The 25,202-nt window shown below is 69.4% G+C and carries 27 protein-coding genes and 1 pseudogene; 17 read left to right on the top strand and 11 right to left on the bottom strand.

Features of this window, described 5'->3' with window-relative positions:
• Window positions 1-67 precede the first annotated feature (67 nt).
• Window positions 68-1,453: a glycine--tRNA ligase gene (locus ACIOVG_RS09540; RefSeq protein ID WP_400872101.1), complete on the bottom strand. Its 1,386-nt coding sequence runs from the start codon at window positions 1,451-1,453 to the stop codon at window positions 68-70.
• 118 nt (window positions 1,454-1,571) lie between these two features.
• Here ACIOVG_RS09540 and ACIOVG_RS09535 point away from each other — a divergent pair.
• Both ACIOVG_RS09535 and ACIOVG_RS09530 read left to right on the top strand, forming a co-directional pair.
• A pseudogene (locus ACIOVG_RS09535) lies at window positions 1,572-3,042 on the top strand (peptide MFS transporter).
• Between the two features lie 30 nt (window positions 3,043-3,072).
• Window positions 3,073-3,198 (top strand): hypothetical protein, encoded by a 126-nt coding sequence (locus tag ACIOVG_RS09530; RefSeq protein WP_400872098.1) that lies wholly within the window; start codon window positions 3,073-3,075, stop codon window positions 3,196-3,198.
• Between the two features lie 6 nt (window positions 3,199-3,204).
• Here the strand turns inward: ACIOVG_RS09530 and ACIOVG_RS09525 are convergent, their stop codons facing one another.
• Entirely contained in the window at window positions 3,205-3,894 is a 690-nt protein-coding gene (locus tag ACIOVG_RS09525; protein WP_400872095.1) for a GNAT family N-acetyltransferase, read from the bottom strand.
• A gap of 101 nt (window positions 3,895-3,995) precedes the next feature.
• Between ACIOVG_RS09525 and ACIOVG_RS09520 the strand changes: the two genes are divergently transcribed.
• Entirely contained in the window at window positions 3,996-5,438 is a 1,443-nt protein-coding gene (locus tag ACIOVG_RS09520; RefSeq protein ID WP_400872092.1) for an MFS transporter, read from the top strand.
• A gap of 18 nt (window positions 5,439-5,456) precedes the next feature.
• Here the strand turns inward: ACIOVG_RS09520 and ACIOVG_RS09515 are convergent, their stop codons facing one another.
• Together ACIOVG_RS09515 and ACIOVG_RS09510 are read right to left on the bottom strand one after the other, a co-directional pair.
• Window positions 5,457-5,858, bottom strand: a complete 402-nt coding sequence (locus tag ACIOVG_RS09515) for a hypothetical protein (RefSeq protein WP_400872089.1) — start codon at window positions 5,856-5,858, stop codon at window positions 5,457-5,459.
• Window positions 5,859-5,875: 17 nt separating this feature from the next.
• Entirely contained in the window at window positions 5,876-6,820 is a 945-nt protein-coding gene (locus tag ACIOVG_RS09510) for a zinc-binding dehydrogenase (RefSeq protein WP_400872086.1), read from the bottom strand.
• Between the two features lie 73 nt (window positions 6,821-6,893).
• On the opposite strand from ACIOVG_RS09510, the gene ACIOVG_RS09505 reads away from it, so the two are divergent.
• Window positions 6,894-7,310, top strand: coding sequence for a MarR family winged helix-turn-helix transcriptional regulator (locus ACIOVG_RS09505; RefSeq protein ID WP_400872083.1), 417 nt, complete (start codon window positions 6,894-6,896; stop codon window positions 7,308-7,310).
• Window positions 7,311-7,338: 28 nt separating this feature from the next.
• On the opposite strand, the gene ACIOVG_RS09500 is transcribed toward ACIOVG_RS09505, so the two are convergent.
• The 3 genes from ACIOVG_RS09500 to ACIOVG_RS09490 all read right to left on the bottom strand — a co-directional run bounded on the left by ACIOVG_RS09500 (window position 7,339) and on the right by ACIOVG_RS09490 (window position 11,157).
• Complete coding sequence (locus tag ACIOVG_RS09500; RefSeq protein WP_400872080.1) at window positions 7,339-8,274, bottom strand: serine hydrolase; 936 nt, start codon at window positions 8,272-8,274, stop codon at window positions 7,339-7,341.
• A gap of 312 nt (window positions 8,275-8,586) precedes the next feature.
• Entirely contained in the window at window positions 8,587-10,551 is a 1,965-nt protein-coding gene (locus ACIOVG_RS09495; protein WP_400872077.1) for a M13 family metallopeptidase, read from the bottom strand.
• A 54-nt stretch (window positions 10,552-10,605) separates the two neighbouring features.
• On the bottom strand, window positions 10,606-11,157 hold the full coding sequence (locus ACIOVG_RS09490; protein WP_400872074.1) for a DUF1992 domain-containing protein: 552 nt from the start codon (window positions 11,155-11,157) through the stop codon (window positions 10,606-10,608).
• 103 nt (window positions 11,158-11,260) lie between these two features.
• On the opposite strand from ACIOVG_RS09490, the gene ACIOVG_RS09485 reads away from it, so the two are divergent.
• Window positions 11,261-12,583, top strand: a complete 1,323-nt coding sequence (locus ACIOVG_RS09485) for an MATE family efflux transporter (protein ID WP_400872072.1) — start codon at window positions 11,261-11,263, stop codon at window positions 12,581-12,583.
• Between the two features lie 45 nt (window positions 12,584-12,628).
• Here the strand turns inward: ACIOVG_RS09485 and ACIOVG_RS09480 are convergent, their stop codons facing one another.
• Window positions 12,629-13,273: a TrmH family RNA methyltransferase gene (locus ACIOVG_RS09480; RefSeq protein ID WP_400872069.1), complete on the bottom strand. Its 645-nt coding sequence runs from the start codon at window positions 13,271-13,273 to the stop codon at window positions 12,629-12,631.
• Window positions 13,274-13,343: 70 nt separating this feature from the next.
• Between ACIOVG_RS09480 and ACIOVG_RS09475 the strand changes: the two genes are divergently transcribed.
• The 9 genes from ACIOVG_RS09475 to ACIOVG_RS09435 all read left to right on the top strand — a co-directional run bounded on the left by ACIOVG_RS09475 (window position 13,344) and on the right by ACIOVG_RS09435 (window position 20,157).
• Complete coding sequence (locus tag ACIOVG_RS09475; protein WP_400872066.1) at window positions 13,344-14,720, top strand: Nramp family divalent metal transporter; 1,377 nt, start codon at window positions 13,344-13,346, stop codon at window positions 14,718-14,720.
• A gap of 21 nt (window positions 14,721-14,741) precedes the next feature.
• Entirely contained in the window at window positions 14,742-15,044 is a 303-nt protein-coding gene (locus tag ACIOVG_RS09470) for a hypothetical protein (protein ID WP_141870490.1), read from the top strand.
• Window positions 15,045-15,081: 37 nt separating this feature from the next.
• A complete protein-coding gene (locus tag ACIOVG_RS09465; protein WP_400872063.1) occupies window positions 15,082-15,711 on the top strand; it encodes a metal-dependent transcriptional regulator in 630 nt (209 codons plus the stop codon).
• Window positions 15,712-15,816: 105 nt separating this feature from the next.
• Window positions 15,817-16,122 carry a hypothetical protein gene (locus tag ACIOVG_RS09460; RefSeq protein WP_400872060.1) on the top strand — a complete coding sequence of 102 codons (306 nt, stop codon included), beginning with the start codon at window positions 15,817-15,819 and terminating at the stop codon, window positions 16,120-16,122.
• Window positions 16,119-17,918: an alpha/beta hydrolase gene (locus tag ACIOVG_RS09455; protein ID WP_400872057.1), complete on the top strand. Its 1,800-nt coding sequence runs from the start codon at window positions 16,119-16,121 to the stop codon at window positions 17,916-17,918. Before ACIOVG_RS09460 ends, ACIOVG_RS09455 begins: the two co-directional genes overlap by 4 nt.
• 68 nt (window positions 17,919-17,986) lie before the next feature.
• Window positions 17,987-18,568 (top strand): hypothetical protein, encoded by a 582-nt coding sequence (locus ACIOVG_RS09450; protein ID WP_400872054.1) that lies wholly within the window; start codon window positions 17,987-17,989, stop codon window positions 18,566-18,568.
• Between the two features lie 44 nt (window positions 18,569-18,612).
• Window positions 18,613-19,422: an HAD-IIA family hydrolase gene (locus ACIOVG_RS09445; RefSeq protein WP_400872051.1), complete on the top strand. Its 810-nt coding sequence runs from the start codon at window positions 18,613-18,615 to the stop codon at window positions 19,420-19,422.
• Between the two features lies 1 nt (window position 19,423).
• Complete coding sequence (locus tag ACIOVG_RS09440; RefSeq protein WP_400872045.1) at window positions 19,424-19,990, top strand: YdeI family protein; 567 nt, start codon at window positions 19,424-19,426, stop codon at window positions 19,988-19,990.
• Window positions 19,987-20,157, top strand: coding sequence for a hypothetical protein (locus tag ACIOVG_RS09435; protein ID WP_247628165.1), 171 nt, complete (start codon window positions 19,987-19,989; stop codon window positions 20,155-20,157). Before ACIOVG_RS09440 ends, ACIOVG_RS09435 begins: the two co-directional genes overlap by 4 nt.
• Window positions 20,158-20,281: 124 nt before the next feature.
• Here ACIOVG_RS09435 and ACIOVG_RS09430 read toward each other — a convergent pair whose 3' ends face one another.
• Window positions 20,282-21,430, bottom strand: a complete 1,149-nt coding sequence (locus ACIOVG_RS09430) for an anhydro-N-acetylmuramic acid kinase (RefSeq protein WP_400872043.1) — start codon at window positions 21,428-21,430, stop codon at window positions 20,282-20,284.
• A gap of 200 nt (window positions 21,431-21,630) precedes the next feature.
• On the opposite strand from ACIOVG_RS09430, the gene ACIOVG_RS09425 reads away from it, so the two are divergent.
• On the top strand, window positions 21,631-21,927 hold the full coding sequence (locus tag ACIOVG_RS09425; protein WP_400872040.1) for a hypothetical protein: 297 nt from the start codon (window positions 21,631-21,633) through the stop codon (window positions 21,925-21,927).
• Window positions 21,928-21,981: 54 nt separating this feature from the next.
• On the opposite strand, the gene ACIOVG_RS09420 is transcribed toward ACIOVG_RS09425, so the two are convergent.
• Window positions 21,982-22,884, bottom strand: coding sequence for an ROK family protein (locus ACIOVG_RS09420; RefSeq protein WP_247628168.1), 903 nt, complete (start codon window positions 22,882-22,884; stop codon window positions 21,982-21,984).
• Entirely contained in the window at window positions 22,881-23,441 is a 561-nt protein-coding gene (pyrE, locus tag ACIOVG_RS09415) for an orotate phosphoribosyltransferase (RefSeq protein ID WP_400872037.1), read from the bottom strand. The genes ACIOVG_RS09420 and pyrE overlap by 4 nt, the downstream gene beginning before the upstream one ends.
• Window positions 23,442-23,518: 77 nt before the next feature.
• Here pyrE and ACIOVG_RS09410 point away from each other — a divergent pair, with 77 nt between their 5' ends.
• Together ACIOVG_RS09410 and ACIOVG_RS09405 are read left to right on the top strand one after the other, a co-directional pair.
• Window positions 23,519-24,367: an exodeoxyribonuclease III gene (locus ACIOVG_RS09410; protein ID WP_400872034.1), complete on the top strand. Its 849-nt coding sequence runs from the start codon at window positions 23,519-23,521 to the stop codon at window positions 24,365-24,367.
• 22 nt (window positions 24,368-24,389) lie between these two features.
• Window positions 24,390-25,199 (top strand): Cof-type HAD-IIB family hydrolase, encoded by an 810-nt coding sequence (locus ACIOVG_RS09405; protein WP_400872031.1) that lies wholly within the window; start codon window positions 24,390-24,392, stop codon window positions 25,197-25,199.
• Window positions 25,200-25,202 lie beyond the last annotated feature (3 nt).

Here is a 25,202-nt window from a genome sequence, read left to right as displayed (position 1 = left end):
TCAGGATGTGGCCGCAGAACGTGCAGAGGGCCGCAGAAGTTGCGCGGATCCAGTTCCCCGGGCGGCCTCAGGCGCCGCGCAGGCGCTCCGCGAGGTAGGCGTGCAGCTCGTCGATCGAGACGCGCTCCTGCGCCATGGTGTCGCGGTCGCGCACCGTGACGGCGCGGTCCTCGAGCGAGTCGAAGTCGACCGTGACGCAGAACGGGGTGCCGATCTCGTCCTGGCGACGGTAGCGGCGACCGATCGCCCCCGCGTCGTCGAAGTCGACGGCCCAGGAGGCGCGCAGCGTGTCGGCGACCTCGCGGGCGAGCGGCGAGAGCTTCTCGTTGCGCGACAGCGGCAGCACGGCGGCCTTGACCGGGGCGAGGCGCGGGTCGAGCTTGAGCACGGTGCGCACGTCGGTGCCGCCCTTGGCGTTGGGCACCTGCTCCTCGACATAGGCGTCGACGAGGAACGCCATCATGGCGCGCGTGAGGCCGAACGACGGCTCGATCACGTACGGCGTGTAGCGCTCGCCCGTGGCCTGGTCGAAGTAGGTCAGGCTCTGGCCGGATGCCTCGCTGTGGCTGGAGAGGTCGTAGTCGGTGCGGTTGGCGACACCCATGAGCTCGCCCCACTCCTTGCCCGCGAAGCCGAACTTGTACTCGACGTCGATCGTGCCGGCCGAGTAGTGCGCGCGGTCGTCTTCCGGCACGTCGAACTGGCGCATGTTCTCGGGGTCGATGCCCAGATCGATGAACCAGCTCCAGCAGGCCTCGACCCAGTGCTCGAACCACTCCTGAGCCTCGGCGGGAGGCGTGAAGAACTCGATCTCCATCTGCTCGAACTCGCGGGTGCGGAAGATGAAGTTGCCGGGGGTGATCTCGTTGCGGAACGCCTTGCCGACCTGGCCGATGCCGAACGGCGGCTTCTTGCGGCTGGCGGTGAGCACGTTCGAGAAGTTCACGAAGATGCCCTGCGCCGTCTCGGGGCGCAGGTAGTAGAGACACGATTCGTCGTCGACGACGCCGAGGTAGGTCTTCACCAGACCGGAGAACGCCTTGGGCTCGGTGTACTGCCCCTTGGTGCCGCAGTTCGGGCAGGGGATGTCGGCGAGACCGTTCTCGGCCGTGCGACCCTTGCGCGCCTCGAAGTCCTCGATCAGATTGTCGGCGCGGAACCGCTTGTGGCACTGCAGACACTCGACGAGCGGATCGGTGAAGGTCGCGACGTGACCGGATGCCTCCCACACGCGCTTGGGCAGGATGATGCTGGAGTCCAGCCCGACCATGTCGCCACGACCGCGCACGAACGTCTGCCACCACTGCCGGCGGATGTTCTCCTTGAGCTCCGTGCCGAGGGGGCCGTAGTCCCAGGCCGACCGGGAACCGCCGTAGATCTCACCTGCTTGGAACACGAACCCGCGGTGGCGGGCGAGGGCGATGACCTTGTCGAGGCGGGACTGTTCGGCCATGGTGGCTCCAATGGTCGGATGCGGGAGGGACCCGTGAACACGGGCGTCCCCATTCTATCCGCGGGCGACCGGGACCTCTGAGCCCACCGGGAGCACGGTCGAGGAGTACCGTCGAGGCATGAGCGCAGCGCAGCCCACTCGTCCCGCCCGCGACGAGGACACCCGCTTCTTCGGTCAACCGTGGTCGCTGGTGCATATCTTCGGCGTGGAGATGTGGGAAGCGGTTCAGCTTCTACGGCATGCAGGGCATCCTGCTGATCTACCTGTACTACTCCGCGACGCAGGGCGGACTGGGCATCCCCGAGGCGGTCGCCGGCGGCATCGTCGGCGCGTACGGCGGGTCGGTGTACCTCTCGACGATCCTCGGCGCCTGGCTCGCCGACCGGCTCTTCGGCTCGGAGCGCGTGCTGTTCGTGAGCGCGATCGTGATCGTCGCCGGGCACATCGCGCTCGCGCTGCTCCCCGGCCTCCTCGGCGTGGGCGTGGGTCTGGTGCTGGTCGCGCTCGGCTCCGGGGGCCTCAAGGCCAATGCGACCTCCGTGGTCGGCACGCTCTATGCCGCCGACGACCCCCGTCGCGATGCGGGCTTCTCGCTGTTCTACCTCGGCATCAACCTCGGGGCGTTCCTGGGACCGATCCTCACCGGCATCCTGCAGTCCACGCTCGGCTTCCACTACGGCTTCGGCCTCGCCGCGATCGGCATGACGCTGGGTCTGGTGCAGTACTCGTTCGGCCGCAGGGCGCTGCCAGAGTCCGCGAGGGCGGTGCCGAACCCGCTCCCCTCCGCCCGCTACCCGCTGGTGATCGGCATCGCGGTCGCCGCCGTGGTGCTCATCGCCGTGCTGGTGCTCACCGGCGTCATCCGCGACGACAACCTCGCCGTGATCGTGATCGGACTGACCGTGATCGCCAGCATCGCGTACTTCGCGGTGATCCTGAGCAGCCGTCGCATCGACGGCACCGAGCGCTCTCGCGTGTGGGGGTTCCTGCCGCTGTTCGTGACCAGCGTCGCGTTCTGGTCGCTGTACCAGCAGCAGTTCACGGTGCTCACCGTCTACTCCGACAAGCGGCTGGACCGGATGCTGTTCGGCATCGAGATCCCGGTGTCCACGGTGCAATCCATCAACCCGGTCTTCATCATCATCCTCTCGGGTGTCTTCGCGGCGATCTGGACCCGGCTCGGCAGCCGGCAGCCGTCGACGCCGATGAAGTTCGGCATCAGCGCGATCGTGATGGGCTGCGCGTTCCTGCTGTTCCTGCCGTTCGCGAACGGGGCGGCGAACTCCACGCCGCTGCTCGCGATCGTCGGCATCCTGTTCGTGTTCACGGTCGCCGAGCTGCTGCTCTCGCCCGTCGGCCTCTCCGTCGCGACCAAGCTCGCTCCCGCGGCATTCCGCACACAGATGGTCGCGCTGTTCTTCCTGTCGATCGCCCTCGGCACCGCGATCTCCGGCTGGCTGGTGCAGTTCTACGACCCGAAGAACGAGGTGCCGTACTTCTCGACGCTGGGCGCGATCGCGATCCTCGTCGGCGTCGGACTGCTGCTCTCGGTCAACCCCGTGCTGCGACTCATGAAGGGCGTGCGCTGACCCGGAGGGACAACTCGGCGAGGCTCCTGCGTGAGCCCTGGCCGGCAGCGCGTGTGGGGCGGCTATTCCGGGTACTTCACCGACCCCGACGGCTTCCGTTGGGAGATCGCGGTCAACCCCGGTGAGACCGGGGACTTCGTGCTGCCCCCGCGCTGAGAGCCCTCAGGCGGTGAAGAGGTAGCCGCGCTCCACGTCGAAGCCGGCGATGCGGAGGCCGCGCCCGAGCCGCTCCTCCATCTCGGCGCGCAGACGCGTGCGCCACTCGTGGGCGGCGGCCGCGTCGGATTCGCGCAACGACTCGATGTCGGAGGGGATCTCCAGGGTCTCGACCACGAGGTCGGCGGCCGGAGGCTTGGCGATGTCGGCGAGCGCCCACTCGACGTCGAGGCGGTCGCTCTCGTCGCCCGCGTCGCCGCCACCGAAGATGCCGTACACGTTCACCGCATACCCCGTCACGCGTGCACCGAGCACCGTGAGGAAGAAGTGGGCGTTGCGCGCCACGAGCGGGTCGAACGTCCAGGTGATGCGGCCGACATCGCGGGAGAACGCCCACTGGCGCTGGTGCTCCTTGAGCTCGCGCCCCCAGCCGCGCCCGCGGTATTCGGGGAGCAGCGCGGTGATGTGCGAGTGCATCGCCCGCTGCGCCGGCGCACCGAAGAACGCGATCGAGGCGCCGACCATGCGCTCCTGGTCGCCCTCTCCGTCGAACAATCCGACGACGTAGTTGCCCGATTGCTGCAGCGCGCGCAGGGTGCCGGCATCGATGACGCGCTCGGGGCCTCGGATGGAATCGAGGATGCCCTGGGCATCGAGGATGAGTTCAACGGTGTCGAGATCACGGATGGTTCGCACGCGCCTAGTTTGCCCCTCCTTCGCCCGATCGCAGAATCGGCAACGCGCAGAAGCCCCCTCGTGGCGGCCCCGGTGTCTGCGGACGCCGATAGCCTTGGGCAGTGGGTGCGAACGAGGACAGGACCAGGAGACGGCTCTCGCGCACCCCACCGAAGTGGGCGATCGTGGCGGTGCTCGCGTTCGCGGGTCTCTGCTCCTCGTTCATGTTCACGCTCGTCGTGCCGCTGCAGGCCGAGCTTCCACAGCTGCTGAACGCCTCGCGCGAAGACACCACCTGGGTCGTCACCATCACGCTGCTCGTGGCGGCGGTGGCGACGCCGATCTCGGGCCGCCTGGGCGACATGTACGGCAAGCGCCGCGTCGTGATCGTGCTGCTGGCCCTGCTCATCCTCGGCTCGCTGATCGCCGCGCTGTCGGGGTCGATCGTCGGCGTCATCATCGGTCGCGCGCTCCAGGGTGCCGTGACCGGTGTCGTGCCCCTCGGCATCGCGATCATGCGCGATGTGCTGCCGACCGAACGCCTCGGCACCGCCGTCGCGCTGATGAGCGCCACGATGGGCGTGGGCGGCGCGATCGGGATGCCGGTGGCCGCGCTGCTCGCCCAGAACGCCGACTGGCACTGGCTGTTCTGGCTGGCCGCCGGGCTCGGCGTGATCGGTCTCGCTCTCGTGCTCGCCGTCATCCCCGAAGACGTGCTCCGCTTCCCCGGACGGCTCGATGTGCTCGGGGCCATCGGTCTCGCGATCGGCCTCACCGGCATCCTGCTGTTCGTCTCGCGCGGCGCCGAGTGGGGCTGGACCGCACCGCTCACGCTCACCTGCATCATCGGCGGCGTCGTGGTGCTGCTGGTGTGGGGCTGGTACCAGCTGCGCACCGACGACCCGCTGCTCGATCTCCGCGTCGCCGCACGCCCCGCCGTGCTGTTCACGAACATCGCGGCGATCGGTATGGGCTTCGCCCTGTTCGCGTCGAACGTGACCTTCCCTCAGCTCCTCGAGATGCCGGTCTCCTCCGGCTCGGGCTTCGGGCTCGACATGGTCGCCGCGTCGCTGATCATCATGCCGGCGGGACTCGTGATGATGGTCATCTCGCCGCTCTCAGGCTGGCTCGAGCGCACCGTGGGCCCTCGGCCGCTCTTCACGGTCGGCGCCACCGCCATCGTGCTCGCCTACGTGTTCGTGCTGCTGTGGTCGAGCGAGGTCTGGCACATCCTGGTCGCCAACCTGCTGATCGGCGTCGGCATCGGCTTCACCTTCGCCGCGATGCCGATGATCATCATGCGCTCCGTGCCCGCGAACGAGACCGGCGCGTCCAACGGGCTGAACGCGCTGTTCCGCTCGGTCGGCACGTCGAGCGCCTCCGCCGTGATGGGCGGCGTGCTCGCCGCGATGAGCATCGACGTCGACGGCGTCTCGGTCCCCACGCGGGCCGCGTTCGAGGTGTGCTTCTGGCTGGCGATCGCCGCCGGCATCGTGGCTGTCGTGCTGTCGCTCTTCATCCCGAGGCAGCGCGCGAGCGAACTGCACCCGTCCTTGCCAGGGTGAGCGCGGCAGGCTGAGGGCTCAGCGCGAGAAGGTCCGCGGATCCGGATCGCCCGCCCGCGGCGGCCGGAGCCGCGCGGGGATCGGCCACTCCACCACGAACTGCGCGGTCGCGGGCCGCGTCATGTCGCCGAAGTCGTCGACCTTCACCACGATGCGCCCCGGCACGCCGTCGTCGTCCGGTGTCACCTCGAGGATGCGCACCCGCAGCGGGCGCTCGGCCTCGCCCTCCAGCATCCACGGGTCGGCGAGCCAGGCGATGCCACGGTCGTCCAGCGCCGCCTCGGCGTCGAGCCACTCGGTGGCGGGAGATGCCGGACGCCCCAGCACGTCGACGGCCGCCCACAGCTCCCCCACCGGGTGGATCCACCCGAGCAGCTCGCCGTCGTCACGGCGGTGCGGGGTCCAGTCGGAGCGGGTCATGCGATGAGCCTACCCAGTCAGAACGTGAGCACCAGCCGACCTCCGCCCGGAGCGCCCTCGGCGTTCCATGCCGTCTCGACCCGGGATGCAGGAACGGCGTGGGATGCGCTCACGATCACCCCGTCTGCGATCGCCTCGACGATCGCCGGGAGCTCGGCGACGAAAGCGGCACGGCCGACCGATCCTTGGCCGCTGCCCACGATCGTGAGGCCGGAGGACCGGAGCGCTGCCGACGGGATCTCCGCGTCGAGGCCGGCGGACGATCCGATCGTGACCCAGTCGAGCCGCGCGTCTCGGCTCGTCCTGGCGATCACGAGGGCGCGCATGGCATCGGCGGCGGGGCTCCCCCAGACGTAGTCGAGCACGACGTCGACGTCGGCGGCGGCTTGCCCGAGGGCGTCGTCGTCTCCGAGCCGCACGATCTCGTCGGCACCGAGCTCGGTCAACCGCGCGAGCTGGGCGGCGTTGCGACCGCTGGCGATCACGCGCGCAGCGCCGAAGTGCTTCGCGACCTGCACTGCCGCCGTTCCCGCAGCGCCCGTCGCTCCGAGGATCAGCACTCGCGCGTCATCTGGGAGCGCGATGCGATGGCGCAGAGCCACCCACGACGACATCACCGGGTTCGCCGCAGCTGCCACCGCGACAGCATCCGCTCCGTCAGGGATCACCACGCTGGCGCGCGGATCGACCGCCACACGCTCGGCCATCGAACCTCGGATGTCGCTGGCCACCGCGAAGTACCGCGTCGTCCCGTCGGGGAAGCGGCCGACTCCGTCCACGCCCGGAATGAGCGGGAGCGAGCCCTCGCTCGTGTAGTGCGAACCGTCCGCCTGCGAACGAACCCGCGGATGCACCCCGGCCGCGAGAACCTCGACGACGACTTCGCCGTTGCGGGGCTCCGGCTCGGGAAACGACTGCCAGACGGGTGCGGCACCGAACGAGGTGACGACTGCTGCCTGCATGATGCTCTCCTTTTAATTCGTATTACGAAGCAATCTAGTTCGCAATACGAACATCGTCAACTATCCTGGGACCATGCCCGCTGAGACCTCCGACGACGACCTCATCGATGCCCTCGGGCAGACGGCGTTCACGACGATGGGGGCGCTGACCGGACTCGCAGCCGATGCCGGACTCTCCCTCACCCAGCTGCGCGTGCTGGCGATCCTGCGCGACCGGCGACTGCGCATGAGCGATCTCGCCGAGTACCTCGGGCTGGAGAAGTCGACGATGACCGGACTCGTGGCACGGGCCGAGCGCAAGGAGCTGCTCGCCCGCGTCGCGAACGAGCAGGATGCGCGCGCTGTCGACGTCGTGCTCACCGATCAGGGGCGGGCCGTCGCCGATGCGCTCGGCCTCGCCCTTCGGGAGGCGCTGCTCCCGTTCACCGCACGGCTGCCCGTCGCCGATCGCCGCGCGTTGACCGATCTGCTGCGACGCATGCTGCCCTGAGATCGCCGTCCCACTCAGGAGCCGCGGCTCAGTGCGTGTACTCCATGAGCTCGACACCCAGCACGCGGAACGCGTCGTGCGCGCGCAGCCGGTGCGTGATCGACAGGTCGTCGAAGCAGACGATGAGCGAGTACGCGATGCCGGCGCGGGGCCCGGCCAGCACGCCGGCCTCGGCACGCACTCCGCGGTCGCGCCCTGTCTTGTTCACGAACAGCAGCCCGTGCGCGTCGTGGTCGTGCGCGAAGGGGTCGAGCCCCGTCGAGGCCGCGACCAGGCTCAGGTCCTGGTTGAGGCTGAGCCACTCCGACACCTGGGCGCTCACGGCGGCGTCGACTACCGCGGAGTTCACGAGGGCCGAGAACAGCCCGGCCAGCTCCCGCGTGGTGCCCACGGCGACCTGGGGTGCGTCATCCGGCCCGCGCTGGTCGCGGAACCGGTCGAGCAGCGCCGTGCGGCGCAGACCGAGGGACTCGATGCGCTCGCGCACCCGCTCGTGCCCGACCTTCTGCAGCAGCGCGTTCACGGCGATCGGGTCGCCGGCCGTCGCGGCCAGCACGGCGAGGTCCTCGAGCGGCAACGCGGGTGCGTGCAGATGCCGCCACAGTCCCGAGGTCGACACCGCGTCGATGCTGGTGCGCTCAACGATCTCGAGCGGATCGAGCTGGCCGCTCTCGAAGCCGGACGCGACCTCGATCAGCAGCGGCACCACCCCGAGCCCCGCGATCGGCATGGTGACGTGATCGTCGCCCGACAGCACGTGCTCGTGGCTGTCGAGGTCGACGACATGCACCGAGACCTGGGCCCCGGAGTCCACGAGAGCTTCCAGCGCACGCAGGGTCGAGGTGAACGATCGACGCCCCACGGCGGCCCGCCGCGGAAGGCGCCGACCGGTGCGCTGAGAGCGGCGCAGGGCGGCGTCAGACCCGTTGGCGGGGTCAGGGACCGAGGGTTTGGGCGCGCCCACGCAGGATCCTTACCGAGGAGGTGGAAGGGGACGCCGAGGGGCACGTTCCCCAGCGGCACCGATATCGTAACCCCGCTCGATGAGGTTCTCTCCCAGACTCCGGAGAATGGTCATCGGATGGTCATCGGAGCCCCGAGGATCATCACCAGATGGTCACCGGAGCCCCGAGGATCATCACCAGATCGTCACCCGCGACTCCGCGGGCAGCCACAGCGCAGCTCCCTCACACCCCCGGCGATCTCATCACCAGATCGTCACCCGCGACTCCGCAGGTAGCCACAGCGCAGCTCCCTCACACCCCCGGCGATCTCATCACCAGATCGTCACCCGCGACTCCGCGGGCAGCCACAGCGCATCGTTCTCAGCCACGTCGAAGGCCTCGTAGAAGGCGTCGATGTTGCGGACGATCTGGTTGCAGCGGAACTCGTTGGGCGAATGCGGGTCGATGGTGAGCAGACGCAGCGTCTCGGCGTCGCGGCTCTTCTGCTGCCAGACCTGCGCCCAGGACAGCAGCAGACGCTGCACACCGGTGTACCCGTCGATCACCGGGGCCTCCGCGCCGCCGAGCGAGAGCTCGTACGCCTTGAGCGCGATGCCCAGGCCACCCAGGTCGCCGATGTTCTCGCCGATCGTGAGCGCACCGTTGACGTGATGCTCCGGGTCGAGTCCCTCGGGGACCAGCTCGTCGTACTGGGCGATCAGCGCCTTGGTGCGCTCCTCGAACGCGGCGCGGTCGGCATCCGTCCACCAGTCCTGCAGGCGTCCGTCGCCGTCGTAGCGGCTGCCCTGGTCGTCGAAGCCGTGGCCGATCTCGTGGCCGATGACCGCGCCGATGCCGCCGTAGTTGGCTGCGGCATCGCGGTCGGCGTCGAAGAACGGGTACTGCAGGATCGCCGCGGGGAACACGATCTCGTTCATGGACGGGTTGTAGTACGCGTTCACCATCTGCGGAGGCATGTGCCACTCGGTGCGGTCGATCGGCTTGCCGACCTTGTCGACGTGGCGGTCGTGCTCGAAGATCGCGGCGCGGCGCACGTTGCCGAACAGATCGTCGCGGTCGATCACGAGGCTGGAGTAGTCGCGCCACACCTCGGGGTGTCCGATCTTGGGCGTGAAGGAGTCGAGCTTGGCGAGCGCGCGCTCGCGCGTCTCGGCGGTCATCCACTCGAGGTCGGTGATGCTCTGGCGGTAGGCCTCGATCAGGTTCGCGACCAGTTCGTCCATCGCGGCCTTCGCCGTCGGCGGGTAGTGCCGCTCGACGTAGACCTTGCCGATCGCCTCACCGAGGGCGCTCTCGGTGACCGAGACGCCGCGCTTCCAGCGTTCCCGGATCGAGGGGACGCCGGTGAGCTCGGTACCGTAGAACGAGAAGTTCTCCTGCACGAAGTCGTCGGTCAGGTAGGGAGCCGCAGCGTGCACCACCTGCGCACGCAGCCATGCCTTCCAGTCGTCGAGGCGCTCGGGGGTCAGCAGCGAGCCGAGTCCCTCGAGGAAGCTCGGCTGCGACACCACGATCTCCGCGAAGGCGGCGGGGTTCGACGGCGCGACCGCGTCACGCCACGGCGTGAGGTCGACGCCGGCGAGCGCCTGCAGCTCGTCCCAGGTCTTGAGGTTGTAGGTGGCGACCGCGTCGCGGCTGCGCACGTTGTCCCAGTGGTGCCCCGCGAGCTCGGTCTCGAGCGCGATCGCACGGTCGGCCGTCGACGCCGCATCGGGGATCCCGGCCAGCGTCAACAGGCGCTCGAGGTGCGCGCGGTAGGCGGCGCGGGTGTCGGCGAACGTCTCGAGGCGGAAGTAGCTCTCATCGGGGAGCGACAGACCGGACTGCACGACCACCGGCACGTAGCGCTCGGGGTCGCCGGGGTCGCCGTCGACGTAGAAGCCGATCAGGTGTGCGCGACCGTCGCGGTCATAGGCGCCCACGGTGCGGAGGAAGGCGGGGATGCCGTCGATCGCCTCGATCTCGGCGAGGGTCTCCGCGAGCGGGGTCACCCCGGCTGCGGCGATGCGCTCGGTGTCCATGAAGCTCGCGAACAGCCCGCCGATCTTGCCGGCGAGGGTGTCGGCCTCGGCATCCTGCGACTCCTCGATGATGGCGCGGACGTCGGCCTCCGCCTGCTCGGCGAGCAGATGGAACGAGCCCCAACGGGCCTTGTCGCCCGGGATCTCGGTGCGCGCGAGCCACGCGCCGTTGACGTGGCGGTACAGATCGTCCTGCGGACGGATGTCGGAGCTGAACTCGTCGGTGGCCAGGCCTGCGGGGAGAACGTCAGTCATGCGTCCACCCTATGACCCGCCTCCCCCGCTGGCGCGGAACGCGGACCCGGGGAGTCAGACCCGGCGACGGATGCCGAAGCGGCGGCGCGGTCGCGCGGGCTCCTCTGCAGACGCGGCGGCCGATCGGGCAGCGCGTCGTGCCGCCCAGGCGGCGACCTCGGCATCGACGTCGCGCGGCGAGGTCACGACGGGCGGGCCGCCCTGCAGCTGACGTCTGGCCTCGCGCACCCGGCTGTTGAAGTCCTCCAGCACCGTGCGCACATCGGCTTCGCGGCCCAGCAGATCGAGCTCGGCGTCCAGCCCCTTGTCCTCCGAGCGCAGCAGGATCGCCGGCGGTCCGAGACCGGTGAGGTTCTCGGTCTCGATCTTGCGGCGGATCCACCAGTCCGGGTCGTGATGCGTGCCGAGTCCCTCGAGCGGCTTGCCCGCGCCGGGCAGATCGTCGAAGTCCCCGCGGCGGATCGCCACCTGGATCGCGGTCTCGATGAACGCGGCCTTGTCGACGGCAGCGGCGCTCCCCGGCGGCGCAGCGCCCTCATCATCGACGTCCTCGCCGTGCCGCTGCTGCGCACGGTACCGGGCTGCGGCTTCGCGGGGATCGGTCATGACGCACCTCCGTGGCATCCGATTCCCTCCACCCTACGACCGCGCGGGAATGCCGGCGCCGGCAGGGAGGCGCGACGTCGGCGCCAGCCCATAGGCTCTGAGGATGACCGCGCGCATCTCCCTCAACCGAGAGATCCTGCGGCTCGCCGTTCCCGCACTCGGCGCGCTGATCGCGGAACCGGCGTTTCTGATCGTCGACGCCGCACTGGTCGGGCATCTCGGCACCACCCCACTGGCCGGCCTCGGCATCGCCGGCGCGATCCTGCAGACGATCGTCGGGCTCATGGTGTTCCTCGCCTACTCGACGACGCCAGCCGTGGCTCGCCGCTTCGGTGCAGGGCAGCCGGGAGACGCGGTCTCGGTCGGCATCAACGGCATGTGGCTCGCGCTCGGGCTGGGAGCCGTGCTCGCGGTGATCGGCGCGGTGTCCTCCCCCTGGCTCGTGTCGCTGTTCGGCGCGGGTGACGCGGTCTCGGCCCAGGCGAACGACTACCTGGTGATCTCGATGTGGGGCCTGCCCGCGATGCTCATCGTGTTCGCAGCGACCGGCCTGCTGCGCGGCATGCAGGACACGGTCACGCCGCTGTGGATCGCGGGACTCGGCTTCGGGGCGAACGCCCTGCTGAACCTGCTCTTCATCTACGGCTTCGGCTGGGGCATCGCCGGATCGGCAGCCGGCACGATCACGGCGCAATGGGGGATGGTCGCCGCGTACGCGCTCGTCATCCGCCGTCTGGCCACGACGCACAGCGCCTCGCTCCGAGCCCAGCGCGACGGCCTGCGCAACACCGCCCGCTCCGGTGGGTGGCTGTTCCTGCGCACCGTGAGTCTGCGGATCGCGCTGCTCGTCACCGTCGGCATCGCCACCGGCCTCGGCACCCAGGAGCTCGCGGGCTGGCAGATCGTCTTCACGATCTTCTCGGCGGCGGCGTTCGCCCTCGACGCACTCGCGATCGCCGCGCAGGCCCTGATCGGCAAGGAGCTCGGCGCCGGCGACGAGCAGCGCGTGCACCGCGTGCTCGGGCGGACCGTGGCCTGGGGCGCCTGGTTCGGCATCGTCGTCGGCGGTCTCATCGCGGCGCTCTCCGGTGTGCTCGGCATCGTGTTCACGGGGGACGCCGAGGTCGCGGCGCTCGTGCAGCCGGCGCTGATCGTGCTCGCGGTCGCCCAGCCCATCGCCGGCGTGGTGTTCGTGCTCGACGGCGTGCTCATGGGAGCGAACGACGTGCGCTACCTCGCGATCGCCGGCGGACTGAACCTCGTGCCGTTCCTGCCCGCGCTGTGGATCATCGCCGCCGTGGGCGTCGACGGCAGCGCCGGGCTCGTCTGGCTCTCGCTGGCCTTCTTCGGCGTGTACCTGCTCGCCCGCCTGGCCACGCTGGGCTGGCGGGTGCGCTCCGGCCGCTGGCTGTCCGCCGCCGCCTGACGAGCCGCCTGACGAGCTGCCTGACGAGCCGACGGTCGAGAGGGCTCAGCGAGCGAAGCGGCGGCACCATTCGTACATGATCACGGCGGCGGCGGCGCTGGCGTTGATCGACCGCGTCGAGCCGTACTGGGTGATCTCGACATGGCCGGATGCCGCGGCGAGCGCTTCGGCCGACAGCCCCGGCCCCTCCTGACCGAACAGAAGCACGCAGCGCTCGGGGAGCTCGGCCCTGTCGACGGGCACCGAGCCTGCGACGTTGTCGACCGCGATGATCGGGATGCCCTCCCCTGCCGCCCAGGCCGCGAAGGTGGCGACGTCGTCGTGGTGCACGACGTGCTGGTAGCGGTCGGTGACCATCGCGCCGCGCTTGTTCCAGCGGCGGCGGCCGATGATGTGCACGGTGTCGGCGAGGAACGCATTGGCGCTGCGCACGATCGAACCGATGTTCATGTCGTGCTGCCAGTTCTCGATCGCGACGTGGAACGGATGCCGCTGCGTGTCGAGGTCCGCGACGATGGCCTCCATCCGCCAGTAGCGGTAGCGGTCGATCACGTTGCGGGTATCCCCGAGCTCGAGCAGTTCGGGGTCGTACTGGTCGCCTTCCGGCCAGGCGTCCGCGCCGCCCGGCCAGGGACCGACGCCATGGGTGGTGCGCTCGGGCGTGCCGCTCTCGGGCGTCTGCTCATCCATCCCGCCAGGCTATCCGGACATCTTGACGCCAGATATTTAGGTACACCGAAATATCCGCTACGATTTCGGCATGCCTAAAAATTCCGAGCTCGCCGAGGCGCCCGTGACACGCACCACCCCACCCCGCAGCCTGTGGCTGCTCGGACCCGCGCTCGTGGCGGGCGTCGCGTACCTCGACCCCGGCAACGTCGCCAGCAACATGACGGCCGGCGCGCAATACGGCTACCTGCTGGTCTGGATCGTCGTCGCCGGCAACGTGATGGCGTGGCTGATCCAGTACCTGTCGGCCAAGCTGGGAGTGGTCACCGGGCAGAGCCTTCCCGAGGTGCTGGGCTCGCGCATCCGCAGCCGCTGGGCGCGACGCTCCTACTGGCTGCAGGCCGAACTGGTCGCGATGGCCACCGACCTCGCCGAGGTGATCGGCGGCGCGGTCGCGCTGAACCTGCTGTTCGACGTTCCGCTGCTGCTCGGCGGCCTGATCACCGGGGCCGTGTCGATGATCCTCCTCGCCGTGCAGAGCCGCCGGGGACCGCGGCACTTCGAGTTCGTGATCATCGGCCTCATGGCGATCATCACGATCGGTTTCGTCGCCGGCGTCTTCGTCGCGCCGCCGGACCCCGCCGGCGTGGTGGGCGGCCTGGTGCCGCGCTTCGAGGGCACCGGATCCGTGCTGCTCGCCGCATCCATCCTCGGCGCGACGATCATGCCGCACGCCATCTACGCGCACTCCGCGCTGAGCCGCGACCGGTTCGGCTCGTCGTCGCCTCTGCATCATTCCGGAGATCTGCCGAATTCAGGATCGGATGCCGCCGCCGGGTCCGCGAATGCGCAGATCTCCGCAGTCCGACAGCAGGAGCATGCCGCCGCCGAGGCCGTGCGCACCGATGTCCCGCGCATCCGCCGCCTGCTCACCGCGACCCGGTGGGACGTGTCGATCGCTATGATCATCGCCGGGTCGGTGAACCTCGGCATCCTGCTGCTGGCCGCCGCGAACCTCGCCGGCGTCGAGGGGACGGACTCGCTCGAGGGCGCCCATGCCGCACTGGCCGCCGGACTCGGCCCCGTCGTCGCCACGTTCTTCGCGGTCGGGCTGCTGGCCTCCGGTCTCGCCTCGACCTCGGTGGGCGCGTACGCCGGGGCCGAGATCATGCACGGGCTGCTGCACGTGCGCGTGCCTCTGCTGGCCCGGCGCCTGGTGACCCTCATCCCCGCGCTCGTGATCCTCGGCGTCGGCGTCGACCCGACGCTCGCGCTCGTGCTCAGCCAGGTCGTGCTGTCGTTCGGCATCCCGTTCGCGCTGATCCCGCTGGTCGCGCTCACGGCGCAGCGGCGCACGCTGGGTGTGTGGGCGAACCGGGTCTGGACCACCGCCGCCGGTGTCATCGCCTCGGTGCTGCTGATCGCCCTCAACGGCGCCCTGCTCTGGCTGGTGCTCACGGGCGCCTGAGCCGCGGATAGGCTCGGAGTCATGTCTGCCGATCACGCCCGCCGCACTGTCCGCATCCTCACCTGGATCGGCATCGCGACCGGCGTGATCGGCGGCCTCCTGGTCGCGTTCCCGAAGACCATCGATCTCGCCAGCCCCTGGGTGCAGCTCGCGCTCGGCATCGCGACGCTGGTGCTCGCGTTCCGCGCGCGCAAGATCGGCATCGCCGACATCGAGGGCTTCGACGGACGCCTGTCGCTCCTCGCCGCCCTGCTCGGGTTCCTGGTGGTGTTCTTCGCCGGACAGGCCGCGTTCGGCATCCTGGTCGCCGTCGCCAACCCGTGACGCGAGCCCCGGAACGGCGCTGACCTAGACTGGTCGCGTGGCATCCCCGGCAGCAGACGACTACCTCAAGACCGTCTACGCGCACACCGAATGGCAGGATGCCCCGATCACCCCGTCGGTGCTCGCCGCGAAGCTCGGCATCGCTCCGTCCTCGGTCACCGAGATGGTGAAGAAGCTCGCCGCCGCCGGTCTCGTCTCTCATGTGCCCTACGGCGCAGTGCGTTTGACGGATGCTGGCACGCGCCGTGCCCTCGCGATGGTGCGGCGCCACCGGCTCATCGAGACCTGGCTGGTGCGCGAGTTCGACTACGGCTGGCACGAGGTGCACGACGAGGCCGAGGTGCTGGAGCACACCATCAGCGACCGGCTGCTCGAAGGCATCGACGCCCGCCTGGGGCGCCCGCGGTTCGACCCGCACGGCGACGCCATCCCCGATGCCGACGGCCATGTCGAACGCGAGCCGTTCGTGCTGCTCGCTGATGCCGCGGTGGGGCACGTCGGGCGCGTGCTGCGCGTCGACGACCGCGACCCCGAGATCCTGCGCGCGGTCGAGGCCGCGGGGATCGCCGTGGGCGTCGACGTGTCGGTGACCCCCGGCGGCTTCTCGGTCGACGGCACGCAGGCGGAGATCGCGCACGCGGCGGACGTGATCTGGCTCACGGCCTGACCCTCCGCGCTGAACCCACCGCGCTGAACCACCACTAATAGGGGTCATCGTCCGAGCATCGTCTCGGATCTCGTACTGTGGAGTCGACCCGGGGGGGACAGATTCATGTCAAAGGACTTCAGCATCACGCAGTTGGTGCTCTCCACGCAGCGCACGGAGCTCGAAGTCTCCGCGCGCGAGCTCGACGCGAAGATGAGCACGGCCCACTCCGCAGAGACCGGGGTGCAGGCGCCGCTGGGGCGGTCATCCCTGCGCGAGATGCTCGAAGGCGCGATCGGCGAGACGCATGCGCTCGTGCAGATCGGGCAGGACGACGTGCTGAAGGTCACAGGGCGCATCATGGCGCTGGAGACGCAGACGGCCGATCTCGACCTGCAGCTCGGCTCGGGCTGGGAGGATCTCCCGCTGTGACGGCGTCACCGAAGGGCTACCCGTTCGAGCACATCGACTACGACGTGGGCCAGATGAACAGCCTGCACGGGCATCTCGAGGATGCGGCGGAAGAGGTCGGCACGATGCAGCTCGTGCTGCGCAACCTGACCGACAACCTCGAAGGGCGCGGACAGGCGCTGGATCAGGCCAAGAGCATGGCGAGCGACGTCGCCACCATGTTCGCCGCGCCTGCCGCTCGCATCCGCCGCATCAAGGGGATCGTCCTCACGTACGGCCAGGGCGCGGAAGAGCACGGCGGACGCGCGAACCGGCTCATGGCGTCGGTGACCGAGGCGCAGGCCGCGGTCGATACTGCGAACGCAGATCTGGCCGATGCCCAGACCGCATTGACCACGTGGGAGGGCAGCGACGACTACGAAGCGTGGAGCTCCGGGGAAGACACGACGACTCCGACTCGGACTCTTCACGCCAAGGACGAGCGCTTCCGCGATGCCGTCGAGACCGCTCAGACCGGGAGCATCACCGCCGCATCCGACCTCGAAGACGCGTGGAGCGCCTGGGAGAGCGCATACGAGTCTTGGGATGACGCATACGCCAGGGCTGTCGCGGCCCTCGCGAGCGTAGACGAGACCTACGTCTCCGCCGCCGATGCCGCGACCCTCGCATCCCTCGCCGACGCGGACTCGCCAGCCGAGGTCGCGGCGATCTGGGACACGCTGACGGATACGCAGAAGGAGCACTACATCGAGAGGTATCCGGGGTTCGTCGGGAACCTCGAGGGAGTGCCGTATGAGTACCGGATCGCCGCGAACGTGAAGACGCTCATGGATGCGGATGCCGTGGAGTGGGGCGATCCGCGCGACACGGAGATCGATGTACTGCGGGAGGAGCTACGCCGAGGTGGCGTGCCCGTCTCCCTCAACCTCTTCGACAAGAACCAGGCAACGGCAGCGATGCTCTACGTCGACGGCTTCACCTATGACCCCGACCGGATCGTCGATCCGCTCACCGGCGTGACCAACGTCACAGTCCTGCTCGGCGGCATGATGACCGAACTGAACCAGATGGGCGACTGGGGAGAGACGTCCATCGACATCAACAAGCGCATCACGAACGATGGCGGGTCAGGTGCCACGATCGTGTGGTTCGGCTACGACACCCCGAATCTGGCGACCGTCAGCAGCACAGACCAAGCCGTCGTCGGGGCGGAGACCCTGACCGGCTTCCTGCGCGGGCTCGATCAGGTCGCTCCTCGCGATGCCGTCACCACAGTGATCGGCCACTCGTACGGCAGTACCACCGCCTTTCTCGCCGTCGGCAGCGCCGCCGACAACCTGGGCGTCGACAACCTGATCGCCATCGGCTCGGCGGGACTCACCGATCATGCTCTCGGCGACGACCCAGACGCGCGCGTCGACTACACCGGCACGAACATCTATGCATCGACGTCTCCCGAGGACGCCTGGGCACGAAAGGGCCGCTGGGCTCCGGAGAACCCGTTCAGCTGGGGAACTCATCCCATCGATCCTGGCGCCCTCGACGGCGCGGTGTCGTTCGACAGCAACGGCGGCTACGCACCGAACCAAGACGGCACCGCCCCCACGGCGCAGCATCACGACGGCGAGCCCTTGCTGCAGACTCCCGGGCACGGAACGCACGACGAAGGCGATTTCCCCATCGGCTCGACCGGTCACTCAGGCGGGTACCTTCAAGAAGGGTCCGAATCGTTCGCGAACATCGTGAACATCATCGAGACCGGCGAACCGCTGACGACTCCGGGCGGGTACGGAAGTGACGATTGGTGGCTGTGGTGATCCGACGCACGCGCACGCGCAGTCGAGTACTGGGAGTTCTCGCATTGGCATTGACAGGAGTGATGATCATGACCGGATGTGACACCGCGGAGCCCGCCCCGACGGGAGAGGCACTGCGTGCGGACGCAGAGCAGACGTACATGGACTATCGCGAGTTCGTGAACGGTGTGCAGTCGGTCCTTTCCACCGGCCCGTGGATCGTCGGGCAACTCGGTGACTACGGCATGCAACCGGGCAGTTGTGACGACGGGAATGGGTACCAGTTCAACCTGGGTCGGCGACTCGAGATGGACCTCGCAGATCGCGAGCAGCATGCCGACGCCATCGAGCAGTACCTCACCGACGCAGGTCTGACTCCCAGCCGACGCACCCTCGGCGACGCACCCGACTCCCTCGTCCAGATCGCCGTCGCCGACGAACGCGGGTTCGAACTGCTCCTGATCGAGTTCGGCAAGAACGGCAACGCCCTCGTCTCGGCTGCCACCACCTGCCGCCCCGGCAACGCCCATGAACTCTCCGACATGCTGTTCGGTGACGAGGTCTTCCTCGGCGGCTACCTTCCCACCGACGTGGAGTCCCCCACCGACCCGCTGTTCTTCGGCATCACGCCCGGCGACCCGCAGTTCGTCCGCGAGACGCCCTCCCCGTAGCACCTGTCACCGTGCCGGACACCTCCGCGCAATAGGCTGTGCACATGGCACACCGCGACGACATCGAATGCTGGCTCACCGACATGGACGGCGTGCTCGTCCATGAGAACGACGCCATCCCCGGCGCGTCCGAGATGCTCGCCGGGTGGGAGCGCAACAGCATCCCCTACCTGGTTCTCACCAACAACTCGATCTTCACCGCGCGCGACCTCTCGGCCCGCCTGCGATCGAGCGGGCTGGTCGTGCCCGAGGAGCGCATCTGGACCTCGGCGCTCGCCACCGCCGACTTCCTCGCGCAGCAACTGCCCGGCGGGTCCGCGTTCGTGATCGGCGAGGCCGGCATCCTCACCGCTCTGCACGAGGCCGGGTTCATCATGACCGAGACGAACCCGGACTTCGTGGTGGTCGGCGAGACGCGCAACTACTCGTTCGAGGCGATCACCAAGGCCATCCGCCACATCAACGCGGGCTCGCGCTTCATCGTGACGAACCCCGATGCCACCGGCCCCAGCGCCGAGGGTCCGATGCCGGCCACCGGTGCGATCGCCGCGCTCATCACCAAGGCCACCGGCAAGGAGCCGTACGTGGTCGGCAAGCCGAACCCGATGATGTTCCGTTCGGCGCTCAACAAGATCGGTGCGCACTCGAAGAAGACCGGCATGATCGGCGACCGCATGGACACCGACATCGTCGCCGGCATCGAGGCCGGTCTGCACACGATTCTGGTGCTCACCGGCATCAGCGACCAAGCCGAGATCGAGAAGTACCCGTTCCGCCCCGACGAGATCGTGGACTCGGTCGCCGACCTGCTCCCCACCGTCACCGGCACGATCCCGACGCTCGACGAGGACTGATATGGGCGCACTCGACGAGGGCGAGCGGCTGACGGCAGCGGATGCCGCGGCCTGGCGCGCCTGGCTCGAGGAGCACCACGGGCGTACCGCCGGCGTCTGGCTGCTGAACGTGCGCGGAGGCACCGTCGACGGCCTCGGCTACGAGGATGCCGTACGCCAGGCGCTCTGCTTCGGGTGGATCGACGGGCCGGTGCGGACGTTCGAGGGCGTCAACGCGCAGTGGTTCTCGCCGCGCCGGGCGACCAGCGGCTGGGCGGCGACGAACAAGGCGCGGATCGCCGAGCTCGAGCAGGCCGGCCTGCTGGCACCGGCCGGCATCCGCGCGCTCGACGTGGCCAAGGCCAACGGAGCGTGGGAGATGCTCGACGGCCCGGAGGCGGGGATCGAACCGGACGAGTTCGCCGCAGCGCTCGACGCCTCTCCTGCCGCGCGCGCGAACTGGGATGCGTTCCCCAAGTCGGTCAAGAAGTTCGGCCTCACCCACATCGCGATGGCGAAGCGTCCCGAGACGCGCAGCGCCCGCATCGCCAAGATCGTCTCGGATGCGGCAGAGGGGAAGCGCCCATGAACCAGTCCGACGTGCTGTTCCTGGTGGTGTTCCTGATCCTGCTGAGTTCGCTCACGATCTTCATCGTGCAGTTCGTGCGCTCGCGCCGCCGCGGTTCCGACGAGGGCGACGGCCGCGCCGGCTGGTGGGAAGGCCCCTGGGACGACGACCAGCGCCCTCCGCGCTGACCGGGGGCGCCGAGTGCGCCGAGTGCACGGGATGTCGCCGAGTGCACGGGGAAATCGCGTCGCTGGACCGTGCACTCGAGCGGATGCCGTGCACTCGGCGATTCGCGCCGGCGTCAGCGCAGCGTCAGCGCAGGGTCAGGCTGCGCAGGACGGGGACGGGCTCCGGTAGCCGCAGCGGACCGGTTCCCGGCGTGATGGTGCCGAGGATGCGCGGAGCGCTCGCGCCGGTTCCTCCCGGGATCACCGCGGGCACGCCGTGCATCGTGCACCAGCCGATCAGCGCGAACAGCACGGCTTCCTTGTTGTCGGCCGAGGCGCCGAGCTCGTCCGCCAGCACCACCTCGACCTCGGGCAACGCGGTGCGCAATCCCTCCATGATGAGCGGGTTGCGGCATCCGCCTCCTGACACCGCGAGGTAGCCGATGCCCGCCGCCCGCACATCCTGCGCGACCGTCTGCACCGTGAGCTCGGTGAGCGTGCGCACGAGGTCGGGCGTCGAGATCTCGCGTCCGAACAGCAGCGCCCGCACGTAGTCGAGGTGGAAGTGCTCCTTGCCGGTGCTCTTCGGGGCGGGGAGCGCGTAGTACGGGTCGGCGAGCAGCGCGGTGAGCAGCGTCTCGTCGACAGCGCCGGTGCGGGCGATCGCGGCGTCCTCGTCGTAGCCGAGGTCGTTCAGCCCCTGGTCCACGACCACGGCGTCGACCAGGGCGTTGGCCGGGCCGACGTCGTAGGCCGATATGCCGTCCCCGACGACCGTGATGTTCGCGATGCCGCCCAGGTTCAGCGCGGCCGAGGTGCCGGGGCGTCCGCGCAGCAGCAGCTCATCGAGGAACGACACCAGCGGGGCGCCGTGGCCTCCGACGGTGATGTCGCGGATGCGCACATCCGAGACCACCGGAGCGCCCACACGCTCGGCGATCCACGCGGGCTGCCCGATCTGCAGAGTGCCGAGAGCGTGTCCGGCGTCGACCCAGTGGTACACGGTCTGGCCATGCGTGCAGACGGCTTCGACTCCCCCGACGGATGCCGCGGCGGTGGCGGCGACCTCGGCGAACGCCTGTCCGATCAGGGTGTCGAGCTCACATACCTCCGCGAGGGTCGTCTGGGCAGGAGGGAGCGCGGCGACCAGTCGTGCGCGCAGTTCCGGGGCGTAGGGGATGCTGTCTTCGAGCAGCACGGCGCCGTGGAGCGCCCCGTCGGTCTCATCGAAGTCGACCACCGTGACGTCGATGCCGTCGTGTGAGGTGCCCGAGAGCAGGCCGAGTACGCGCATGCGCAGTCCTTCCGTCGTCTCCCCCGAGCCTACGACGTATTTGTTAGGAGAGTGTACGGAATGGGGATCTCCCCTGCACCGCCCGGCGAATCGAGCGAGTCTCCACAGCCTCCGGTGCGCGCGGTCTGCGCGCTCTGCCCCAGCCCCCACTTCGAGTAGTTTCGCTGGTGCCCTCCCCACACCCAGAACAGAATGGAGGCATGTTCGTGTCCGCAGAGATCCTGGCGATCGTGGTGAGTGCGGTCGGCATCGTGCTCACCCTCGGTACGACCATGCTCGCGGGCTTCGCCTGGTGCGTGCGGCGCATCGATGCCGTCGACCAGAGGCTCGGCGCACGCATCGACGAACTCGACCACCGACTGACCGCACGCATCGACAAACTGGACCACCGACTGACCGCACGGATCGATACCGTCATCGACGACACGACCGCACTCAAGATCGCCGTCGCTCGGTGGGAGGGTCCGGTACGGCATCTCGTCCTGCCCGGCCACTGACAGCGGACGGCGGACGCAGCGCCTGGACTCAGCGCCTGGACTCAGCGCCCGCACTCAGCGGATGACGAGCGCCGCGGCGCCGATCAGCGGCCCCTCGTCGCCGAGACCCGAGCGTACGACGCGGGCGCGCCGCGAGTACTCGTGTGCCGCGCTCGCGGTGAGAGCCTGCTGCACCAGGTCGATGTAGTCCTCGGAAACGCGCGAGAATCCGCCGCCGATCGCGACCATGTCCAGGTCGACGAGCGTGGCGGCGTCCGCCAGCGCCTCGCCGACGGCCTTCGCCGAGCGCTCGATGGCCGCGCGGGCGATCGCGTCGCCGGCCGCAGCATCCCGCGCCAGGTCCTCGCCGGTCGCGCCGGTCCACCCCTGCTGCTGTGCCCAGGCGGCACTCGCCGGACCGGAGGCGATCTCCTCGAGCGTCAACCCGCCTTCGCGACGGACCTGGCCGAGGTGTCCGGCATTGCCCGTGGCACCGGGGATGTAGGCGCCGTTCGCGACGAAACCGCCGCCGACGCCCGTCGACACGACGATCGCGAGCGAAGAGCGGGCGTCCTTCGTCGCACCGAGCCAGGACTCGGCGAGCGCGAGGGCACCGCCGTCGTGGCCGAAGACGGTCGGCAGCTCGCGACCGAGAAGCCCGGAGGCGGTCGTGCGCACCGCATCCGCGAGACCGTATCCACGGGCTGCGGGCATGTTCACGGGGAGGATCTGCCCGACGTTCCGGTCGATCGGTCCGGCACTGCCGATGCCGGCACCGATGAGCTCGGCGTCGGCGGGGAGACGGGCGAGCGCGTGGGCGATCACTGTCGCGATCGCCTCGTCGAGCGACGCGGGCGTCGCGTCCCGGCCCGTCGCCCGGCGGCTGCGGCTTCCCGGCACGAGGGTGCCGTCGTCGGCCACGAGCGCGGCCTCCAGCTTCGTGCCGCCCACATCGACGGCCAGCGCGTAGCGGTTCACTGCGGGTCGAGTCCGAGGTCGTCGAGGTCGAACGCGGCGCGCCATTCGAGACCCTCGGCTTCGATCGCGGCCTGGGCCCCGGTCTTGCGGTCGACGATCACGGCGACGGCGACGACCTCGGCCCCCTCCCGGCGCAGAACCTCGACGGCCTTGAGCGCGGACTGGCCGGTCGTGGAGGTGTCCTCCAGCACCACGACGCGCTTGCCCTTGACGTCAGCGCCCTCGATCTGGCGGCCGCGGCCGTGATCCTTCGGCTCCTTGCGCACGACGAACGCGTCGAGCGGGCGCTCGGTGGCGACCGAGGCGTGCAGCACCGAGTTCGCGATCGGGTCGGCGCCGAGCGTGAGGCCACCGACCGCCACGACATCCAGGTCGCCGATCAGGTCGAGCATGATCCGGCCGATCGCCGGTGCGGCCCTGTGGTCGAGGGTGAGCTTGCGCATGTCGACGTAGTACGTCGCCTTCTTGCCGCTGGAGAGAGTGAAGTCGCCGTGGAACACCGCCTCGTCCGTGATGAGGTCGAGAAGTGTCTGGCGGTCTGCGTCGAGTGCGGTCACGGCATCCAGTGTAGAAGGCGCGGGCGTCGTGTTCCGCGGGAAGTCTGCGTGTCCGATGCCGCAACTAGGCTGGAGGCATGCGCTTGGCCACCTGGAACGTCAACTCCATCCGCACCCGCGTCACCCGCACCGTCGAATTCGCCGTGCGCGAAGACATCGACGTGCTGGCGATGCAGGAGATCAAGTGCAAACCCGAGCAGTTCCCCTACGGACCGTTCGAAGAGGCCGGGTACCACGTCGAGGTGCACGGGCTGAACCAGTGGAACGGCGTCGCGATCGCGAGCCGCCTGCCGATCACCGACGTGCGCACCGCGTTCGACGGGATGCCGGGTTTCGCCAAGGGCCATGAGGGTCCGGATGCTCCGCTCGAGGCCCGCGCGCTCGGGGTGATGGTCGAGGGCGTGCGGGTGTGGAGCCTGTACGTGCCGAACGGCCGTTCGCTCGACGACCCGCACTACGCCTACAAGCTGCACTGGCTCGAGGCGCTGAAGAACTCCACCGCGGCCGAGCTCGCCGCGAACCCCGATCTGCCGTTGGCCCTGGTCGGCGACTTCAACATCATCCCGTTCGACTCCGACAACAACGACCCCGACATCGTCGAGGGCGTCTCCACGCACGTCTCCCCGGCGGAGCGGCAGGCGTTCTTCGCGTTCCAGGACGCCGGGGTCACCGACGTCGTCCGCCCCCTGCTGCCCGAGGGCTTCACCTACTGGGACTACCAGCGCCTCAAGTTCCCGCGCAACGAGGGCATCCGCATCGACTTCATCCTCGGCTCCCGCGCGCTTGCCGACGGGGTCAGCGGCGCATCCATCCACCGCGACGAGCGCAAGGGCGAGCAGCCCAGCGACCACGTGCCGGTGGTCGTCGAGTTCGATCTCGCCGGTGCCGACGAAGACGACGACGATCTGCCGATGATCTTCTCGTGACGCCCCGATCGATTTCAGCGCTGTGGCCATCCGGCTGATCGCGACGGACCTCGACGGCACACTCCTCGACCCATCGTCAGCCGTCACCCCGCGCACGCGTGCGGCGCTGGATGCCGCTCGCAGTCGCGGCATCCACGTCGTTCCCGTCACTGCGCGTCAACCGATCGGCCTGCGCGCGATCGCCGCCGATGCCGCATTCGACGGGTGGGCGCTGTGCAGCAACGGCGCGTATGCGATCCATCTCGCCGACGGCCGGATGCTGTTCGCCGAGGAGCTTCCGGCCGAGACCATCCGCACCCTCGCCGAGGCGCTGCGCGCCAGCATCCCCGGACTGCTGTTCGCGAGCGTGCGGGAAGGCGGCGAGACGTTCGTCGCACAGCATGGCTACGCCGAGATCGCCGACCTCAGCGACCACAAGCGCGACCCCCAGACCATGGGCGGCGTGCCGCTGGAGCAGGTCCTGGCCGCTCCGAGCCTCAAGCTCGTGATCCGGCATCCGGAGCTCGCTCCCGCCGCGCTGTTCGACGCTTTGCGCTCGCTGGGACTCACCGGCTTCGAGGCGACGCTGTCCGGTGCCCCGTTCGTCGAGGTGATGGCCGAGGGCGTAACGAAGGCCACCGGCCTCGCCCGGCTGTGCATGCACCTCGGTATCGACCGCGCCGAGGTCGTGGCGTTCGGCGACGCCCTCAACGACGTCGAGATGCTGCGGTGGGCAGGACGCGGTGTGGCGATGGCCGATGCGGAGCCCCTCGTGCAGGATGCCGCCGACGAGACGACCGCGTCGAACGCCGACGACGGAGTGGCGCAGGTCATCGAGCGACTGCTCGGCTGACCC

This window comes from Microbacterium sp. NPDC087591, assembly GCF_044743625.1.
Taxonomy (GTDB): Bacteria; Actinomycetota; Actinomycetes; order Actinomycetales; family Microbacteriaceae; genus Microbacterium.
The sequence above is the reverse complement of the archived record's forward strand: the minus strand, read 5'-3'. Positions and strand labels throughout refer to the sequence as shown.

What these genes read in the sequence shown, in the direction of transcription:
- ACIOVG_RS09490 (WP_400872074.1), bottom strand. Translation starts at nt 11,157, where the DNA reads ATGACCGATCCCCGCGAAGCCGCAGCCCGGTACCGTGCGCAGCAGCGG.
- ACIOVG_RS09460 (WP_400872060.1), top strand. Translation starts at nt 15,817, where the DNA reads ATGTCAAAGGACTTCAGCATCACGCAGTTGGTGCTCTCCACGCAGCGC.
- ACIOVG_RS09495 (WP_400872077.1), bottom strand. Translation starts at nt 10,551, where the DNA reads ATGACTGACGTTCTCCCCGCAGGCCTGGCCACCGACGAGTTCAGCTCC.
- ACIOVG_RS09425 (WP_400872040.1), top strand. Translation starts at nt 21,631, where the DNA reads ATGTTCGTGTCCGCAGAGATCCTGGCGATCGTGGTGAGTGCGGTCGGC.
- ACIOVG_RS09540 (WP_400872101.1), bottom strand. Translation starts at nt 1,453, where the DNA reads ATGGCCGAACAGTCCCGCCTCGACAAGGTCATCGCCCTCGCCCGCCAC.
- ACIOVG_RS09480 (WP_400872069.1), bottom strand. Translation starts at nt 13,273, where the DNA reads ATGGATGAGCAGACGCCCGAGAGCGGCACGCCCGAGCGCACCACCCAT.
- ACIOVG_RS09430 (WP_400872043.1), bottom strand. Translation starts at nt 21,430, where the DNA reads ATGCGCGTACTCGGCCTGCTCTCGGGCACCTCACACGACGGCATCGAC.
- ACIOVG_RS09510 (WP_400872086.1), bottom strand. Translation starts at nt 6,820, where the DNA reads ATGCAGGCAGCAGTCGTCACCTCGTTCGGTGCCGCACCCGTCTGGCAG.
- ACIOVG_RS09505 (WP_400872083.1), top strand. Translation starts at nt 6,894, where the DNA reads ATGCCCGCTGAGACCTCCGACGACGACCTCATCGATGCCCTCGGGCAG.
- ACIOVG_RS09440 (WP_400872045.1), top strand. Translation starts at nt 19,424, where the DNA reads ATGGGCGCACTCGACGAGGGCGAGCGGCTGACGGCAGCGGATGCCGCG.
- ACIOVG_RS09450 (WP_400872054.1), top strand. Translation starts at nt 17,987, where the DNA reads ATGACCGGATGTGACACCGCGGAGCCCGCCCCGACGGGAGAGGCACTG.
- ACIOVG_RS09445 (WP_400872051.1), top strand. Translation starts at nt 18,613, where the DNA reads ATGGCACACCGCGACGACATCGAATGCTGGCTCACCGACATGGACGGC.
- ACIOVG_RS09515 (WP_400872089.1), bottom strand. Translation starts at nt 5,858, where the DNA reads ATGACCCGCTCCGACTGGACCCCGCACCGCCGTGACGACGGCGAGCTG.
- ACIOVG_RS09475 (WP_400872066.1), top strand. Translation starts at nt 13,344, where the DNA reads ATGCCTAAAAATTCCGAGCTCGCCGAGGCGCCCGTGACACGCACCACC.
- ACIOVG_RS09435 (WP_247628165.1), top strand. Translation starts at nt 19,987, where the DNA reads ATGAACCAGTCCGACGTGCTGTTCCTGGTGGTGTTCCTGATCCTGCTG.
- ACIOVG_RS09485 (WP_400872072.1), top strand. Translation starts at nt 11,261, where the DNA reads ATGACCGCGCGCATCTCCCTCAACCGAGAGATCCTGCGGCTCGCCGTT.
- ACIOVG_RS09470 (WP_141870490.1), top strand. Translation starts at nt 14,742, where the DNA reads ATGTCTGCCGATCACGCCCGCCGCACTGTCCGCATCCTCACCTGGATC.
- ACIOVG_RS09410 (WP_400872034.1), top strand. Translation starts at nt 23,519, where the DNA reads ATGCGCTTGGCCACCTGGAACGTCAACTCCATCCGCACCCGCGTCACC.